The 15842-nt window shown below is 69.1% G+C and carries 14 protein-coding genes; 10 read left to right on the forward strand and 4 right to left on the reverse strand.

Going from position 1 to position 15842, the window contains the following annotated elements:
* The first annotated feature begins 116 nt into the window (after positions 1-116).
* The 4 genes from H7F51_RS07170 to H7F51_RS07185 are packed head-to-tail and all read left to right on the forward strand — an operon-like array spanning position 117 to position 3334.
* Positions 117-971: an amidohydrolase family protein gene (locus H7F51_RS07170; RefSeq protein ID WP_185663548.1), complete on the forward strand. Its 855-nt coding sequence runs from the start codon at positions 117-119 to the stop codon at positions 969-971.
* Positions 972-976: 5 nt separating this feature from the next.
* Complete coding sequence (locus H7F51_RS07175) at positions 977-1924, forward strand: ABC transporter substrate-binding protein (protein ID WP_185663549.1); 948 nt, start codon at positions 977-979, stop codon at positions 1922-1924.
* On the forward strand, positions 1921-2892 hold the full coding sequence (locus tag H7F51_RS07180; protein WP_185663550.1) for an aldo/keto reductase: 972 nt from the start codon (positions 1921-1923) through the stop codon (positions 2890-2892). The genes H7F51_RS07175 and H7F51_RS07180 overlap by 4 nt, the downstream gene beginning before the upstream one ends.
* A 4-nt stretch (positions 2893-2896) precedes the next feature.
* Entirely contained in the window at positions 2897-3334 is a 438-nt protein-coding gene (locus H7F51_RS07185) for a cupin domain-containing protein (RefSeq protein WP_185663551.1), read from the forward strand.
* Positions 3335-3346: 12 nt separating this feature from the next.
* Here the strand turns inward: H7F51_RS07185 and H7F51_RS07190 are convergent, their stop codons facing one another.
* Together H7F51_RS07190 and H7F51_RS07195 are read right to left on the reverse strand one after the other, a co-directional pair.
* Positions 3347-4675, reverse strand: coding sequence for a LysR family transcriptional regulator (locus H7F51_RS07190; RefSeq protein WP_185663552.1), 1329 nt, complete (start codon positions 4673-4675; stop codon positions 3347-3349).
* Between the two features lie 154 nt (positions 4676-4829).
* Positions 4830-5894: a beta propeller repeat protein gene (locus H7F51_RS07195; protein WP_185663553.1), complete on the reverse strand. Its 1065-nt coding sequence runs from the start codon at positions 5892-5894 to the stop codon at positions 4830-4832.
* Positions 5895-6111: 217 nt separating this feature from the next.
* On the opposite strand from H7F51_RS07195, the gene H7F51_RS07200 reads away from it, so the two are divergent.
* Complete coding sequence (locus tag H7F51_RS07200) at positions 6112-6858, forward strand: maleate cis-trans isomerase family protein (RefSeq protein WP_185663554.1); 747 nt, start codon at positions 6112-6114, stop codon at positions 6856-6858.
* A gap of 265 nt (positions 6859-7123) precedes the next feature.
* Here H7F51_RS07200 and H7F51_RS07205 read toward each other — a convergent pair whose 3' ends face one another.
* Both H7F51_RS07205 and H7F51_RS07210 read right to left on the reverse strand, forming a co-directional pair.
* Positions 7124-7741, reverse strand: coding sequence for a response regulator (locus tag H7F51_RS07205; protein ID WP_185663555.1), 618 nt, complete (start codon positions 7739-7741; stop codon positions 7124-7126).
* A gap of 95 nt (positions 7742-7836) precedes the next feature.
* Entirely contained in the window at positions 7837-9108 is a 1272-nt protein-coding gene (locus tag H7F51_RS07210; protein WP_185663556.1) for a LysR family transcriptional regulator, read from the reverse strand.
* 476 nt (positions 9109-9584) lie between these two features.
* On the opposite strand from H7F51_RS07210, the gene H7F51_RS07215 reads away from it, so the two are divergent.
* The 5 genes from H7F51_RS07215 to H7F51_RS07235 all read left to right on the forward strand — a co-directional run bounded on the left by H7F51_RS07215 (position 9585) and on the right by H7F51_RS07235 (position 15693).
* Positions 9585-10745, forward strand: coding sequence for a beta-propeller fold lactonase family protein (locus tag H7F51_RS07215; protein WP_185663557.1), 1161 nt, complete (start codon positions 9585-9587; stop codon positions 10743-10745).
* Complete coding sequence (locus H7F51_RS07220) at positions 10742-11953, forward strand: lactonase family protein (protein ID WP_185663558.1); 1212 nt, start codon at positions 10742-10744, stop codon at positions 11951-11953. The genes H7F51_RS07215 and H7F51_RS07220 overlap by 4 nt, the downstream gene beginning before the upstream one ends.
* A 153-nt stretch (positions 11954-12106) precedes the next feature.
* Complete coding sequence (locus H7F51_RS07225) at positions 12107-13333, forward strand: lactonase family protein (protein WP_185663559.1); 1227 nt, start codon at positions 12107-12109, stop codon at positions 13331-13333.
* Positions 13334-13362: 29 nt separating this feature from the next.
* Positions 13363-14370 carry an ABC transporter substrate-binding protein gene (locus H7F51_RS07230; RefSeq protein ID WP_185663560.1) on the forward strand — a complete coding sequence of 336 codons (1008 nt, stop codon included), beginning with the start codon at positions 13363-13365 and terminating at the stop codon, positions 14368-14370.
* A gap of 381 nt (positions 14371-14751) precedes the next feature.
* Complete coding sequence (locus H7F51_RS07235; protein WP_185663561.1) at positions 14752-15693, forward strand: aldo/keto reductase; 942 nt, start codon at positions 14752-14754, stop codon at positions 15691-15693.
* The last annotated feature ends 149 nt before the right edge of the window (positions 15694-15842 follow it).

The raw sequence follows: 15842 nt of genomic DNA on the forward strand, positions 1-15842 counted from the left end.
CTCAGGCCGGCCAATTTATGGGGCCGGGCGTTTTCGGAATGAGCGGGCAGGCCGTTGGCGGGTGAAAGGTGGCCGGGCGGGCCGCGCGGGGAAAAGGCGCGGCATCGGGAGAGGTTATGCCGAGCAGGATTCACGACATTCACCCGCACATCATCTCGGCCGACACCGCGCGCTACCCGGTCTCGCCGCTGGGGGGCAAGCGGTCGGACTGGTCGCACCACAGCGCGGTGGACTTCGCGGCGCTGGTGGCGGCGATGGACGCGGCCGGGGTGACCAAGGCGGCGATCGTCCATTCCTCCACCACCTATGGCTATGATGCCTCCTATCTCGCCGATGCCATCGCCGGGCACCACGGCCGCTTCACCGGGGTCTTCTCGGTCGATGTGCGCGGCCCCGAAGCGCCCGGGCGGATCCAGCACTGGCTCGATCGCGGGCTGACGGGGCTGCGCCTCTTCGCCGTGGGCAGCACGGTGCAGACCGACCAGTCGTGGCTGGCCGCGCCCGATACCTTCGATGCCTGGGCCTTCTGCGAGGAGTGCGAAGTCCCGGTGGCGATCTCGATGCGGCAGGACGGCCTGCCCTATCTGGCCGCGGTGATGGAGCGCTTTCCGAAAGTGCGGGTGGTACTCGATCACCTGCTCCACGCCCCCTTCGGCGATGGTCCGCCCTATGCCGCCGCGAACCCGATGTGGGACATGGCGCGCTATCCGGGCCTTTATCTCAAGCTGACGACGGCGCTGGTGCGGCGTTCGCAGCAGGATCTGGCGACGCCCGAGAGCTTCTTCGGCAAGCTGCTCGGCACTTTCGGGTCGGAGCGGATCGCATGGGGTTCGAACTATCCGGCGATCGACGGCACTCTGCCCGAGATCGTGGCCGAAGCCGAGCAGGTACTCTCGATCCTGCCCGAGGCGGACCGGGAGAACATCTTCTGGCGCACGGCCGAAAGCCTTTACCCGGCGCTGGCGGACTGAGCGCCATGGGCGCCGACATCCGCGTAGTCGATGCCGGGGGCACTCACGAGCGGGTCACCATCGAGCTGATGCGCCGCCTGCGCCTGTTCGAGCGGGTGGGGTTGAGCGTGGAGCGGACGCTGGTCACCAACGGCGGGGAAGCGGTCGACCTGCTCCTTGGCGGCAAGGCGGATGCGGCCTTGCAAGTGGGCTTCGGGCCGGCGCTGGCGGCCATTGCCGATGGCGCGCCGCTCAGGGTCGTGGCCGGGGCCAACCTGCTGACCGTCCATGCGATCTATGCCCGCGATCCGGCAATCCGCAGCCTCGCCGATCTTGCCGGGCGCCGGGTGGGGGTGGGCGCGCTGGGCGCGCTGACGCACCAGCTGGCCGTTGCCGCGCTGCGCAAGCAGGGGCTTGATCCGGGCGCGGTCGAATTCGTCACGATCGGCAACAGCGCGGCGATCTTCCGCCACCTGCTGGAAGACCGGATCGATGCCGGTTTCGGCGAAAGCGAGGTGTTCCACGATCAGGCGCGCTACGGGGTCCATGCCCTTGCCGATGCCGTGCTGTGGCGCGAACTGCCCGACTTTCCCAACCAGGCCTCGTTCGCCACGCTGGCGGCGCTGGGCGAGCGGCGCGAGGCGCTGGTGCGGGTGCTGGCCGCCCATGCCCTGCTTTACCGCGCGCTGCACCATGGTCCGGCGGAAGACTATCTCGCGGCATGGGCCGCCGCCCTGCCCGAATTTCCCGCCGCCGAGGGCGCGGTGCAGCTGGCCTTCTACCGTGAGAACCGGCCCTTCGCCGAAGACCTGCGCCTGCCCGAGCCCTCGGTCGCCATGTTGCAGCGGCTCAACCTTGCGATGGGCCGCCAGCAGGCCGTGCTGCCCTTTGCCGCGCTGGCCGACATGAGCCTTGCGGCCGAAGCCTGCGCCCTGGCCGACCATATCGAACAGACCTGCGAGAACCGGACATGACCACCAGCACCGACCTGCGCCCGCTCGGCCGTTCCGGCCTTGCCATCCGCCCGCTTGCACTGGGCGGCAACGTCTTCGGCTGGACCGCCGACGAGGAGACCTCGCACGCCGTGCTCGACCGGTTCGTCGATGCCGGGTTTTCGCTGGTCGACACGGCCGACGTCTACTCCAAATGGGTGCCGGGCAACCGGGGCGGAGACAGCGAGGAGATCATCGGATCGTGGCTGGCGGCGCGCGGCGGCCGCGATAGGCTGGTAATAGCCACCAAGGTCGGCGGCGAAATGGCCCCGGGCGCCTCGGGGCTCTCGGCCCGGCACATCAAGCAGGCGGCCGAAGCCTCGCTCCTCCGCCTGCGCACCGACCACATCGATCTCTACCAGTCGCACTATCCCGATCCGGGGGTCCCGGTGGACGAGACCCTGCGCGCCTATGGCGACCTGATCGCCGAGGGCAAGGTCCGCGCGATCGGCCTGTCCAACCACGATCCGGCGCAATTGCGCGCAGCGCTGGCGGCGGCCGGCCCGGGCCTGCCGCGCTACGAAGTGCTTCAGCCGCTCTACAACCTCTGCGACCGCGCCGGGTTCGAGCGGGACTTCGCCCCCGTCTGCCGGGCCGAGGGGCTGGGCGTGATCAGCTTCAAGGCGCTCGCCAACGGCTTCCTCAGCGGCAAGTACCGGAGCCCCGCCGACCTTGCCGGAAGCAAGCGCGCCAAGGCGGTGAAAGGCTACCTCGATGCGCGGGGGCTGGCGATCCTCACCGCGCTTGACGAGGTTGCGGCCCGGCTCGGCGCCAGTCCGGCGCAGGTCGCCGTGGCCTGGGTCATTTCCCGGCCCGAAGTCACCGCGCCGATCGCCAGCGCGACTTCGGTCGCACAGGTGGAGAGCCTGCTCGGCGCGGTGCGGCTGGTGCTGGACGCCGATGCCCTCGCGGCGCTCGATCGCACCAGCGCCCCGGCCGAGGCGGCGTAAGGCGATGAGCTTCACCGTCCGCCGGGTGGTGACGGGCCACGACGCGGCCGGAAAGGCCGTGGTGGCGAGCGACGGCCCGGTCATGGCCGCCGCGCCCCGCCCCGGGCAGGAGGCCTGCGTGATCTGGGCCGATCCGGTCCCCACCGATAATGCCGCGCCCGGCGACGGCGCCGCGCTTGCGGCCGGTTCGCGCCTGCCGGGCGGGGCCGTGTTCCGGCTGGTCCGCTATGCCCCCGGCGCGAGCGGCAACATGCACCGGACCCTGACCACCGACTACGGCGTGGTGACCGAAGGGACGATCACGCTGGAACTGGACGACGGGCTTGCCGTCCACCTTGCCGCCGGCGACGTGCTGGTCCAGCGCGGCACGATCCATCGCTGGCACAATCCCGGCCCGGGAAGCTGCACCGTGGCCTTCATCCTGCTCGACGCGGCGCGCTGATCGCGCTTTGCGTCAGATCACCGGATCGACGCGCCGTTCCGCGATGTCGGCCAGTTCGCGCGCATTTTGCGAACGCGGCGCGGCGCGGCGCGCGGCCGGCCGCTTGTGCGCCGCCAGCGGCTGGACCCCGCCAGTCTCCTGCGTCTGCAAGGCGCGGCCGCGTTCGATCAGCAGGTCGATGAAGGCCTGCTTCATCCCGCAGGCAGACCAGTCGCTGCGCCGGGTGATCCCGATCACTGGGGCCGAGACGAGGCTGGGATAGGTCAGCGCGGTGAACAGCCCGCTCGATTCCTCGGCCCTGAGTTCGGACCGGGTCAGCAGGGTCAGCCGGTCGCTCTGCGCCACGGCCATGCGGATCGTCGCCAGCGAATGGGTCTCGATCGTGGTCGAGGGCATTTCGCCCGATGCGGCGAACAGCCGGGCGAAGGCGGCATGGCGCGGGGCGCCCTGGTTGACCACCACCCAGTCGTAGCCCAGCAGGTCCTCGATCTCGACCGAGTGCTTGCGCGCCAGCGGGTGATCCCGCCTTGCCGCGATCACATAGGGATCGACGAAGAGTGGGTCGGTGGCGAGATCGGGGGCAGGGCCCTTGACCACGCCGACGATGAAATCGAGCGCGCCCGAGCGCAGCTTCTGCTGGAGGATGTCGTAAGAGGCGTGGATCACCTTGACCACGGCGTTGGGATAGGCACGGGTGAACTGGACCATGACCGGGCTGAGCAGCGCCGCCGGGTCGAGCACCAGCGCCCCGATGCGGATGCAGCGGTGCCGTGTCTCCTGTGCAGCGGTGATCTGGCTGCAGATCTCGTCCAGCTCGTTGATCGCCAGTTGCAGGCGGCAGGCCAGCAATTGCCCGGCATCGGTGGTGATCACCCCGGTGGCCGCGCGGTGATAGAGCATGGCCCCCACGTTGCATTCAAGATCGCGCGCCGCCCGGTGGAGCGAGGCCTGCGAGATGCCGAGCAGGGCCGCGGCCTGGGTCTGCGACTGGCTTTGCGACAGGGCGATCAGGGCCCGGACCTGCGCCCGGGTTATCTTGCCGACCCGGCGCGAAATCTCGGCCTTGTCCGCGTTGGGGCGGATCTGGCGCAGGACTTCCTCGATCCCGCGAAAGACCCGTTCGGTCCGTTCGAGATACAGCTCGCCCGCCGGGGTGAGGTAAGTGCCGGTGATCCGCCGCTCGAACAGGGCGGCGCCGACGGTGGCCTCGAGCCGGGCGATGGTCTGGGTTACCGCCGGCTGGGTCAGGTGGATTTCCGCCGAGGCCCTGGTCAGGCTGTTCAGGCGGGCGACGGCTTCCAGCACCTGGAGGTGTCGCAGACTTGGCAGCGCATTCAGCATCCCCTCGCCTCCCAATCATTTCTGTTTGAGCAAGGTTAGATCATGCCGCGCGGCCTATGGACATAGATTTCAGCATAAATTTATGCCCCCTGCCGCGCTTTGCATTCCGCGCCGCAGCACGCGGCGCGCCCGGCGCGGCGGATTTCCGTGCGGTTCAGACGATCGCGGCGCAATAGGCGTCGCCCGCCTCGGGCGGGAGCTGGCCGGCCTGCCAGCCCTTGGCGCCGTCGTCGGAGAAGTGAACCTGCCCGCCCCGGGTGACGTAGACCACCTTGGCGGAATCGGTCGCGCCCGCGCCCATGCCCATGATCGTCGAGACGGCGGTGACCGGCTGGTCGCAGCGGTAGAGGCTCTCGCCGAGGTCGTCGCTGCGGTAAAGCGCGCCGGAATCGGAGCGCGAAGCGATCGACAGGGCCAGGTACATAGTCTGCGGGTCCTGCGCGGCGATGCGCATGTCGCGGGTATAGCTGAACTCGGCGAAGCGGCGGATATCGTGGTTGCGCCAGGTCCGCCCGGCGTCGGGGGTGGAGAACAGGCCCATGCGGCAGGCATAGAAGCAGGTGCCGGGCCGGTCCGGCGAGACCCGCACGCAGTGCGCGTCGAGAATGCCCTCGTAATCGTCTGGCACGTTGATCTGGCTCTTGAGCGCAGGATCGGCATCGACCAGCGCGACGAGGCCTTCGCTGCGGTTCGTCCAGGTCTCTCCGCCGTCCTCGCTGACGATGAAGCCGCTGGTCTCGACCGCGCCGTAGACCATGGCCGGATCGGCCGGGTCATAGGCCAGCGCCATGATCCGCGAGTGCTTGAAGAACTTGCCCTCGGTCATGTCCATCCGCTCGGCCATCGGGCCGCTGCTGCCGACCCGGCGCCACGAGGCCCCGCCGTCGGTGGTCTTGTAGACCCCGATCGGGCCGCAGCCGGCCAGCATGGTCTCGGGATCGTTCGGGTGGATGGCGACCGACCAGAACTGCTCACCCTCGGCGCTCGGAACGGGGAGCTTGCGGAAGCTGGCGCCGTTGTCGGTTGATTCGAACAGTCCGCAATGGGTCGAGGCATAGATCACGCCGGGCTTGGCCGGGTGAGGGGTGATCGCCTGGACCCCGGTATCGAGCGGAATTCCCGCGACCGGGGCGAAGCTGCCCGACCCTTGCGCGCGGTACAGCGTGCCGACCGAGCCGGGCCGCGTGACGGCGGTGCCGGCGAAGACGATGGTACCCATGATCCTGTTCCCTTGGCCTGTTTGCCCGGCAATCTAGGACCGCGCCGGAACGGCCGGGCAATCAGTTCACCCTGCCGCGCCATAACGAAATGCTGTGCCGGGGGCGGCGGGCCGGCGCCATAAGATCAGCGCCGGCGGCCCCATGATCGCCGGCGGCGCCCTTGCCGGGGGCAGCCGAGCGGCCGACAATCGCGCGCCTAATCCGGAGAGACCGCAGATGATCCGTCAGCGCATCGGCATGATCGTGCCTTCGCTCAACACCATTGCCGAGGACGACCTCAGGCATTTCCTGCCCGCCGATGTCGGCTTCCACGTCCACCGGGTGCGGCTGAGCAAGACGGGCAGCCGGGTCACGCAGCAGGACCTGATCGACGCGGCGGGCGCGGCGCCCGGCGAGGCGACGATGCTGGCCGATGCCCGGCTCGATGCGATCGCCTTCAACTGTACCGGGGCGAGCATTACCGGCGGGGTCGAGGGCGCGCGGCAACTGGCCGAGGCGATGGCGGCGGCAACCGGCGGCACTCCAGCCACGACCACGGCGCTCGCCGTCGTGGCCGCCCTGCGCGCGGTGGGGGCGAGCCGGCTGGTCCACGTCTGCCCCTTCGCCCCGGAATTCAGCGAGGACGAGGCGCGATTCCTGACGGATAGCGGCTTCGGCATCGCCGCCTCGCGCGGGCTGGGCTTCACCGATGCCCGCGTGGCGGCCGAGATGACGCCGGACGAGATCTGCGCCACGGCGATCCCGCTCGACACGCCCGAAGCCGACGCGGTGTTCCTCGCCTGCGCCAACGTCCGCGCGACCGAGGCGGCCGCGGCGCTGGAGCAGAAGCTCGGCAAGCCGGTGGTGGCCAGCAACCAGGCCGTGGTCTGGCACCTGCTGCGCCTGCTCGGGCGCGACGACCGGGTGGCCGGGGCGGGCTCGCTGTTCGAGCGCGGGCTGGCGGGCGAAATGATCGCCGCTTAGGCGAAACGGGCGCAGGGTGACACGAGTGTCACCCTGTCCGGTCCTGCTTCGGCGGTTAAAGCACTGTTATTCAAGGCAGCAGCGGGCGAGTGCATGGGTGACACTTGTCCTACCTGGATCATTCGCGCGGCCGGTTTTCAATGAGCAGGCGCAGGATGGCAGGGGCGGGCGATGTAGGAAAATGGTTTGGGGCAGCTTCCGCGACTTTCCCGTCATTTGCTGCGCGTGGAGTCTGCCGTGAGGGCGGCCGAACAGGCCCGGGCGATCAGGGCGAGCCTTGCGAGAGCGCGACCAGTTGGGCCCGGGTCTGGACGCCGAGGATGCGGAAGATTCCGGTCAGGTGATATTTGATCGTCGCTTCGGTCAGGCCGAGTTCGTGAGCGATCTGCTTGTTCATCAGGCCGCGGTGGACCCCGTCGAGAATGCGCGCGTGCGTGGGGGTCAGGATCGGCCGCTCGGCCGGGTCGGTCATGGGGGTGAACCAGGTCTCGCCGCCCAGCAGGGTCTCGATCGCGGCGGACAGTTCCTCCACCCCGGCCGCCTTGGAGACGAACCCGGCCGCGCCGCAGGCCATGGCGGTCTGCAGGATCTCGGCGCTGTCGCTGGCCGAGACGATGGCGATCGGCAGGTCGGGGAAATGGGCCTTCAGCGCCAGCAGGCCGGACACGCCCTGGCTGTCGGGCAGCTTGAGATCGAGCAGGACCAGCGCGGGCAGCGGGCCGCCGTCCAGCCGTTCGCGCACGGCGGCGAGCGTTTCGAATTGCTCGACCGTGATGTGGCCGGCCCGGCCATCGCCCCCGGCGCCGGCATTGGCCACCGTTGCCGCCATGGCCTGGCGGAACAGGGGATGATCATCGACCAGGAAGACCTGCACGGCCGGCACCCGAATTCCCCGTCTCGTTCTCGCTCAGCCGAATCTGGCGCGATCGGGCGCGGCAGGCAAGGGGGCGCGCGCTAGACCTTGGTCGAGCCGCCGGTTCAGGCCAGCATGCGCGAGGTCGGCGGATTGTCCTGCCCGACCTCGCGGATCGAGCCGCGCATCAGCGAATAGACCATATGCTTGCGGACCACGGCCATGAAATCGAGGTGCAGCTTGGTCGGCATCCAGTTGGCGCGGGTGGTGATGCCAATCGCCGGAGCCGGGCCGACCGCGTTGAACGGGATCGCCTCGAGATGGGCGCGCTCGTGCTCCAGTTCGTAGGAGGTCATCAGGGTCAGCCGGTCGGTCGTCTCGAGCAGGTGGCGGATCACCGTGAGCGAGCAGGTGGCCAGCGGCATCGGCGGCGGATCGCCGCCGAAAATGGACTCGAAACAGGTGCGGCGGCTCGATCCGGGGGCGCCGACCACCCACGGGTATTGGCGCAGGTCGTCCACCGTGATGCGCGGGCGCGAGAGCAGCGGATGGCGGCGGCGGCCGACCACGATATAGGGCGTGCGGGCAATCGCCTCGGCCACGAAATCGGGCGCGGGCTGGCGCGCCAGCAGGCCCAGCACGCAGTCCACGTCGCCCGAGCGCAGGCGCGGGTTCATCTCGGCCGAATTGCCGTGAGTGATGCGCATGTCGGCATTGGGATGGAGCTTGAGGAAGTCCTCCAGCACCGAGACGAGGATCATGCTGCCGCCGAACGACTTGGCGCCGACGCTGATCTGCGCGTCGGAGCGGCCGTGCTCGGCGTCGAGGTCCTTGATCCCCCACTCGATCTCCTGCTGGGCCAGCTTCATCCGCCGCGCCAGCTCGGTGCCGGCGTGGGAAACCAGCGTGCCCGCCGCCGTGCGGTAGCACACGGTCTTGCGGATGTTGCCTTCGAGGTCGCGCATCGACTTGTGCATCGACTGCTGGGTGAGCTGGAGCGAATCAGCCGCCTCGGCAAAGGAGCCGCGCTCGACGATCGCGATCAGGGCGCGGACCTGGCTGCGGGTGAGCCGGTTGAACATGACCCGCCCCTCGGCCCGGGTGGCGACGAAGCCGAGATCGAGCAGCGCCGCCTCGGCCTGGGTGAAGAAGCGCTGGACCCGCCCTGCGAACATGGTGCCGTAGCGGTTGAGGTAGGAGCCGCTCGAACTGCGGTCGACCAGGGCCACGCCGGCGAGTTCCTCCAGCCGGAACAGGGCCTGGGTCACGGCCGGCTGCGAGACGTTGCATTCGTCTGCGGCCTGGCGGACGGACTTGACCCGCCCGATCGTCTCGAAAACGCGCAGCTGCCGGAAACTGATGGCAGCGGCACGTGTACACGCATCCTGCTGGTTCATGGCTTATCCTCTCGGCGCAGAAGCTATCACATTGTTTCCGCCGCCGGAAGGACGGGGGGCTGCTTGCCGGCGCTCCGGCACATCTGAAAGCCCTTGTGCGGCGCGGCAAAAAACCCTGTGCAACGCGCGAAAATCCGCGCTTTTCCGGGGGTTCAGTATTGTTAGCGAAATGCGGAAACATTGGTTCTTCGGCGATAAGCCGGGTGAGCGGAATGTGGCGCCTTGCTAAAAGATGTTATCGCCCCGGCGTGGTCCGGGCCTCGCTGCCCCGCTTGCGCGGCCGCCTTTGCCCTGCCGGCGAAACGTTTTTGCGCTGGATTACGCCGCGAGGAACAGGTCCATTTGGCCGCGCCCGCCGGGGCCGGATATAACAAGTGTTATCCGCTGCCCGTTCCGGGCGGATTGTTGGGCAATCGCGATTGCCAATCCGCGGTGGACTCCCCGATATATCGCCGCACAGTGGAAGAGGATACCCAGTGCTCTACAGCAGCGTCGGCGCCCAGATCACCCGCTACGAGATCGATCCGGACAGTGCCGAATTGATTGAGCGGGAATCGATCGCGCTGCCTTCGGTGGTCCAGTACGGCTGGTTCTCACCATCAGGGCGGATGCTTTACGTGGTGACCAGCGATGCGCCGGGCGGCACGGTCGGCCTGGGGGTCATGCACCGCCTGTGCAGCCTCGATGTAAGCGAGGGGGGGCGGCTGACTCCCGCCGGCGCGCCCGTGGCCCTGCCGCAGCGGCCGATCCACCTGACGATGGGTCCTGACGGGCGCTTCGTTTTCGTGGCCTACAACAATCCCGCCAACCTGACCGTTCACCCGATCGGCGCGGATGGCACGGCCGGGGAGGCGACCGTGCAGGACCTGCCCGATCTCGGGATCTTTCCGCATCAGGTGAGGGTTCTGCCCGGCGGCCGCTCTCTGGTGCTGGTCACACGCGGCAACCGGGCCAAGTCGGCCAGGCCCGAAGAACCCGGCGCGCTGATGCTCTACCGGCTGGACGAGGGCGGGGTCGCCCCGCTCGCGGCGCTTCGGCCGGGCGGCAACGGCGGCCTTGGCTACGGTCCGCGCCATCTTGCGTTCGATCCCTCGGGGCGCTGGGCCTATGTCGCGGTGGAACTGCAGAGCGAGCTTCACATGCACCGGATCGAGGGGGACAGCCTCGCGCCCGAGCCCGACGCGGTCCTGCCCTCGACCCGCGAGGCGCCCGTTTCCGGACGGCACCAGGCCGGCGGCGCGATCCACGTCCATCCGCGCGGCCACGCCGTCTACATGTCGAACCGGGCCAACGGGCTGGTCGACTATGCCGGGCGCAAGGTCTTCGCCGGGGGCGAGAATTCGATCGCGGTCTTCGCCATCGACCCGCAGAGCGGCGTTCCGCGCCATGTCCAGAGCGTCGATCCGCGCGGTTTCCAGGTGCGCTCCTTCGCGCTTGACCCGGCCGGAACGGTGCTGGTCGCGGCGACGCTGACCGACATGCTGGTCCAGGCCGGCGATCAGATCGATTACGTGCCGGCCGGCCTGACCCTGTTCCGCGTCCTGCCTGACGGGCGGCTGGATTTTGCCAAGCGCTATCCGGTGGCGACTTCGGGCGAGCCGCTCAACTGGGTGGCATTCGCGCCGCCGCGGACATGACCGGCCCCTTGCCGGCCGAACGGACCACCGCCTTTGCCGGGCTGGGCGCCCGTCTGCTGCGCTTCGGCTTTGATCCTGACACTGGTCTGCTGAGCGACGAGGGCGAGACCGCGCTGCCGGCGCGGCTACGCTCGGCCTTTGCCCATCCGCGCCTGCCGGTGCTCTATGCCGCCTGCGGCGATGGCGGCGCGGCGCCAGGCGAGCGGCCCTATTGGCTGGCGGCCTGCGCGCGCGGCGAGGATGGCGGGCTGGGCCTGCTTGGCGAGCCGGTGCGGCTGCTGTCCCGTCCGATTGACGTGACGGTCGATCCCGCCGGAGACCATGTACTGATCGCCTATTCCGCAGGTCCGGGGCTGACGGTCCACCGGCTGCGCGAAAATGGCATGATCGGACCGCAACTGCCGGTTTCCGGCGCGCCGGACTGGGGCTCGGTTCCGCACCAGGTCCGGGTCCTGCCCGAATGCGGGCTCGCCGTGATCGTGGCGCGCGGCATGCCGGGCTTCGGCAGCGCTCGCTATGTCGAAGGCGCGCTGCGGCTCGCCCGGTTTTCCGGAGGCGTGATCGAGGCAGCGGGTTCGGTCGCGCCGGCCGAGGCCGCGGCGATGGGCGGGTTCAATCCGCGCAACATTGCCTTCCATCCGGCCTTCCCGCGCGCATACGTCACGCTCGAGGGGCAGAACCGGTTGTGCCAGTTCGAGCTGACGGCGGGCCTGCCCTGCGCACACCCGGTCAAGGCGCTGGAAATGCTGACCGACCGGGCCGACCTGCGCGAGCGGCAGGTGGCCGGCACTCTGGCGGTCCATCCCTCTGGCCGGTTCGTCTATGCCGCCAACCGCAACGACGGCTATCTTGGTGGACACAGCGGGCCTTCGTGGGAGACCCCCGATCCGGTGCCGGTCTTTCCGGGCGGGGAAAACGGGATCGCCGGTTACCGGCTGAGCGCGGATGGCCGGCTGGAGGAGCGAATCCAGAACGTGCCGAGCGGCGGCCTCCACCCGAGAACCTTCGCGATCGACCCTTCCGGGCGGTGGCTGGTGGTGGGCAACTATGCCCCCTCGCTGATGCCGCTAGGAGATCGTATCGCTCCGGTTGCCGCCGGTTTCGTGATTTTCGCGATCGGCGAGGACGGGATTCTGCGCGTCCATGGCCGCCATGACATCGCCGCCGGGCGCGAGCGCATCTGGTGGTCGGGGCTGGCCGCGTTCTAACACAACTTATCATGGTCTTTGCGGTCCGGGCCCTATGCTTTTGGGCGGACCTGGAAACGGGCACGGCGCCGGGCAGAGCGCCTGACCGGTGCGCGGCAGGCCGCAGGTCGCCAGGGGCCGACGGAGCAGGCAATCGAGATCATGGAGAACGGAATGACTGGCGAGACCCTCGCCCCAGATTCGGTGGCAGGTGCAGCGGCGCGGCCGTTGTCGGCCTATGTGGCGGTTGGCGCGGAACTGATCAATTTCACGCTGGACGGCGAGACCGGCGCGCTCCGGCGGCGCGGCTCGATCCGGCTGCCCTCGCGCATCCAGTATGCCTGGCCGCACGGCAAGCTGCCGATCCTCTATGTCGCCTGCGCCGACCGGGCGCCGGGCGCGGACGGGCAGCCGTTCTACCTGTGCGCCCTGACGCGCGACGACCTGGGCGACTGCACCCTGCTGGGCGAGCCGGCCCTGCTTCCGGCGCGCCCGATCGACCTGACCGTGGCCCCGGATGACCGCTTCGTGCTGACCGCCTACAGCCAGCCGGCGGCGGTCACCGTCCACCGCCTTGCCGTCGACGGTTCGCTGGACGGCGAAGTGGTGCAGGAAGCCGCCTTCGCGGTCGGCTCGGCCCCGCACCAGGTCAAGGTCATGCCCTCGGGCGACCGGGTGGTCATCTGCGCGCGGGGCAAGAAGGGCTTCGGCAAGGACAGTTACGTCTCGGGCAGCCTTGAACTGCTCTCGTTCGCCGACGGGCAATTGGCCCATGCCGGCAGCGTCATCCCCGAGCTGCCGCGCGGGTTCAATCCGCGCGCGCTCGAATTCCATCCCGATCACCCGCTGGTCTATGTCGCGCTCGAGGAGCAGAGCCAGCTTTGCGTTTTGCCCCGCGAGGGTGACAGCATCGGCGACGAGGCGCTGCACCTGCTCGAAACGCTCGCCGAGCCGGACAATCGCCGTCCGCGCCAGGACGGCGGGGCGATCCACCTCCACCCGGCGGGGCACACGGTCTATGTCGGAAACCGCAACGACGGCTATGTTGGCGGACAGTCCGGCCCCTCGTGGCTGGTCCCCGACCCGGTGCCGGTCTTTGCCGGGGGCGAGAATTCGATCGCGGTATTCGCGCTCGATCCCGCGACCGGCGCGCCGCGCGCCGCGGGGCATGCGCCGAGCGGCGGTCTCCACCCCCGGACCTTTGCCCCGACCCCCGACGGCCGGTGGCTGATCGTGGCCAACCTCGCGCCCACGATCGTGGCGGACGCGGATGGTAGGCTGACCGAGGTGCCGGCCAACCTGACGGTCTTCGCCGTTGGCGACGACGGGTTGCTGACGGAGGACTCGCGGCAGGATATCGATGTCGCCGGGGAAATGATCTGGTGGATGGGGCTCGCATGAGCTGCCCCGATATTGCGAAAGGATTGAAGATGAGCGCCCGTGAACCCTCTCGCCGGATGCGTGCGGCCCGTCTGCTCGCGGCGGCCTGCGCGCTCACCCTCGTGGCCGGCTGCGGCACCAAGGAGGACATGACCGGCAAGCCCAATGCCGAGGGGCTGATCCCGATCCGCGTCGCCGGGTTCGAGGGGATCAACTCGGCCACCCCGCTGTTCGTGGCCAAGAAGCAGGGCTTCTTCAAGGAAGCCGGGCTCGACGTGACCTATATCTCGCTGTCGAGCGGGGCGGCGGCCGTGGCGGCGGCGATCAAGGTCAAGGAGATCGACGTCGGCCTTGGTGCCGCCAGCCAGTGGATCTCGGATGCGGCGCGCGGCGCGATCCAGGGCAAGATCATCGGCGAGTTCACCGATAACAATTACGTGATCCTTGGCGGAAACGGCATCACCGACGTGCGCCAGCTGGAGGGCAAGATCTTCGCCATTTCCGCGCACAACGGCGGCGATCACATGTACAGCCAAGCCGTGCTCAAGCGCTTCGGGGTTCCGGCCGACAAGGTGACCTGGCTGCCGATGGGCGAGCCGGCCAGCCGGCTTTCGGCGCTGACCGCGGGCAAGGTCGATGCCACCGAGCTGCCGCTGACCAACCTGCCGGCCGCCGCGCGCGACAAGGTGATCCTCACCCCCGACAATACGCCGGTGCCCTTTGTCTCCAACGCGATCTTCGCGCGGCAGGGCCTGATCGATGCCAATCGCGACGCGGTGAAGAAGTTCGTCGCCGCGATCGGCCGGGCTTCGGACTGGATCCGCGCCCACCCGGCCGAAGCCGTGCCCGCCTGCCGCGAAAGCGGAAGCAGCGAGGCGGGCTGCAAGACCGCGATCGAAGTCGCCCTCGCGGCGAAGAATGGCTACACCTGGTCCTCGACAAGCAAGGTCAACACCGCGGCGATCGAGACCATGCTGCCGATCGTGGGAACGGTCGTGCCGCAGGCCGCGAAAATGAAGGTCAGCGACATCGTCGACGCCTCGATCGCGGGGCAATAAGTAAGCGGTCGCGGCGCGCGCTCGAACCTGGCCGGTGCGGGCGCGGTCGAGGCCGCCGTGCCCGGCCCCGGACGCGGAAATTCGTGGGCTGCATGCAACTTATAGGGTGATAAGAAGTACCTTAAAAACCGCGATTAAATTTGCTGCTGGCCGGCAAAGGGCATAGCCGTTTTTCGACAATATTGTCGCCCGATCTTCTGGGCGGCGAAAACGGACGAGAGGAGCCGGGCCGGGCGCAAGTCGGGCCTGATGACAGAGGCCGGATGGCGGGGTCTGCATGGGCGGATCGGCCAAGTGGGTCTGTAGCGGCCATGCCGGGCATCCTCTCGATATTGCGGTTTGCCCTGCCTCCGGCGGGCAGGATTGACGGGAGACGATTTCGTGCGGACGCGTTCGCTGGGTGCCCTCGAGGTTTCGGTGGTGGGCATCGGCTGCACCAACTTCGGACGCGAGCTGGACGCCGCCGCGACCCGCGAGGTGGTGGCCGCCGCGCTCGCTCACGGGATCACCTTCTTCGATACGGCCGACAGCTATGGCGATCCCAAGACGCAGAGCGAGACCTTCCTCGGCGAGGCGCTGCGCCCGCACCGCGACAAGGTCGTGCTGGCCACCAAGTTCGGCCGCCGGATCGATGCCGAACGGGGCGGGGCGAAGCCGGCCTATGTCCGCGCCGCGGTCGAAGCCTCGCTGCGGCGGCTGCAGACTGACCGGATCGACCTGATCCAGCTGCACATTCCTGACCCCGATACCCCGATCGAGGAAACCCTGGGTGCGCTCGCCGACCTCAGGGCCGAGGGCAAGGTGCGGGAAATCGGCGGCTCGAACCTCGACGCCGCGCAGCTGGGCGACTTCACCGCGCGGGCCGATGCCGCGGGCCTGCCGCGCTTTGCCGCGACCCAGATCGAGTACAACATGCTGCACCGGCGCGAAGTGGCCGACATCGTGGCCGAGTGCCGGCGCAGCGGGATCAGCCTGCTGCCGTTCCGGCCGCTCTATCACGGCCTGCTGACCGGCAAGTACCGGGCGGGGGCGCCGGTGCCGGAAGGCTCGCGGATCGGCGGCAAGGGGGCGGAGCGCCAGTCGCAGCTCTTGTCGGAGCGCAATCTCGCGGCGGTCGAGGCTCTGACCCGTTTTGCCGAGGAGCGCGGTCACAACCTGCTGGAACTGGCTTTCGCCTGGTTGCTCGCACACCCTGAAATTCCCTCGATCATCGCCGGTGTCTCCTCGCCCCGGCAGGTCGCTTCCAATGCCGCCGCGGCGGCCTGGGAACTGGACCCAGTTTCGCGCGGCGAGCTCGCCGCCCTGCTCGAGGACATCGCATGAACCGGTGTTTCTCCCTCCGTTTGCCGGAAAGGACCTGACCCATGTCGCCTGACTTTGCCGCCTCGGCCGAGACGGATACGATTTCCTCGCCCCCGCCGCAGCGCTGGCGCCTGTCGGACGTGTTCAAGGGCACGCGGGGGGCCTTGCTC

The sequence above is a fragment of the Novosphingobium flavum genome (assembly GCF_014230315.1).
Taxonomy (GTDB): domain Bacteria; phylum Pseudomonadota; class Alphaproteobacteria; order Sphingomonadales; family Sphingomonadaceae; genus Novosphingobium; species Novosphingobium flavum.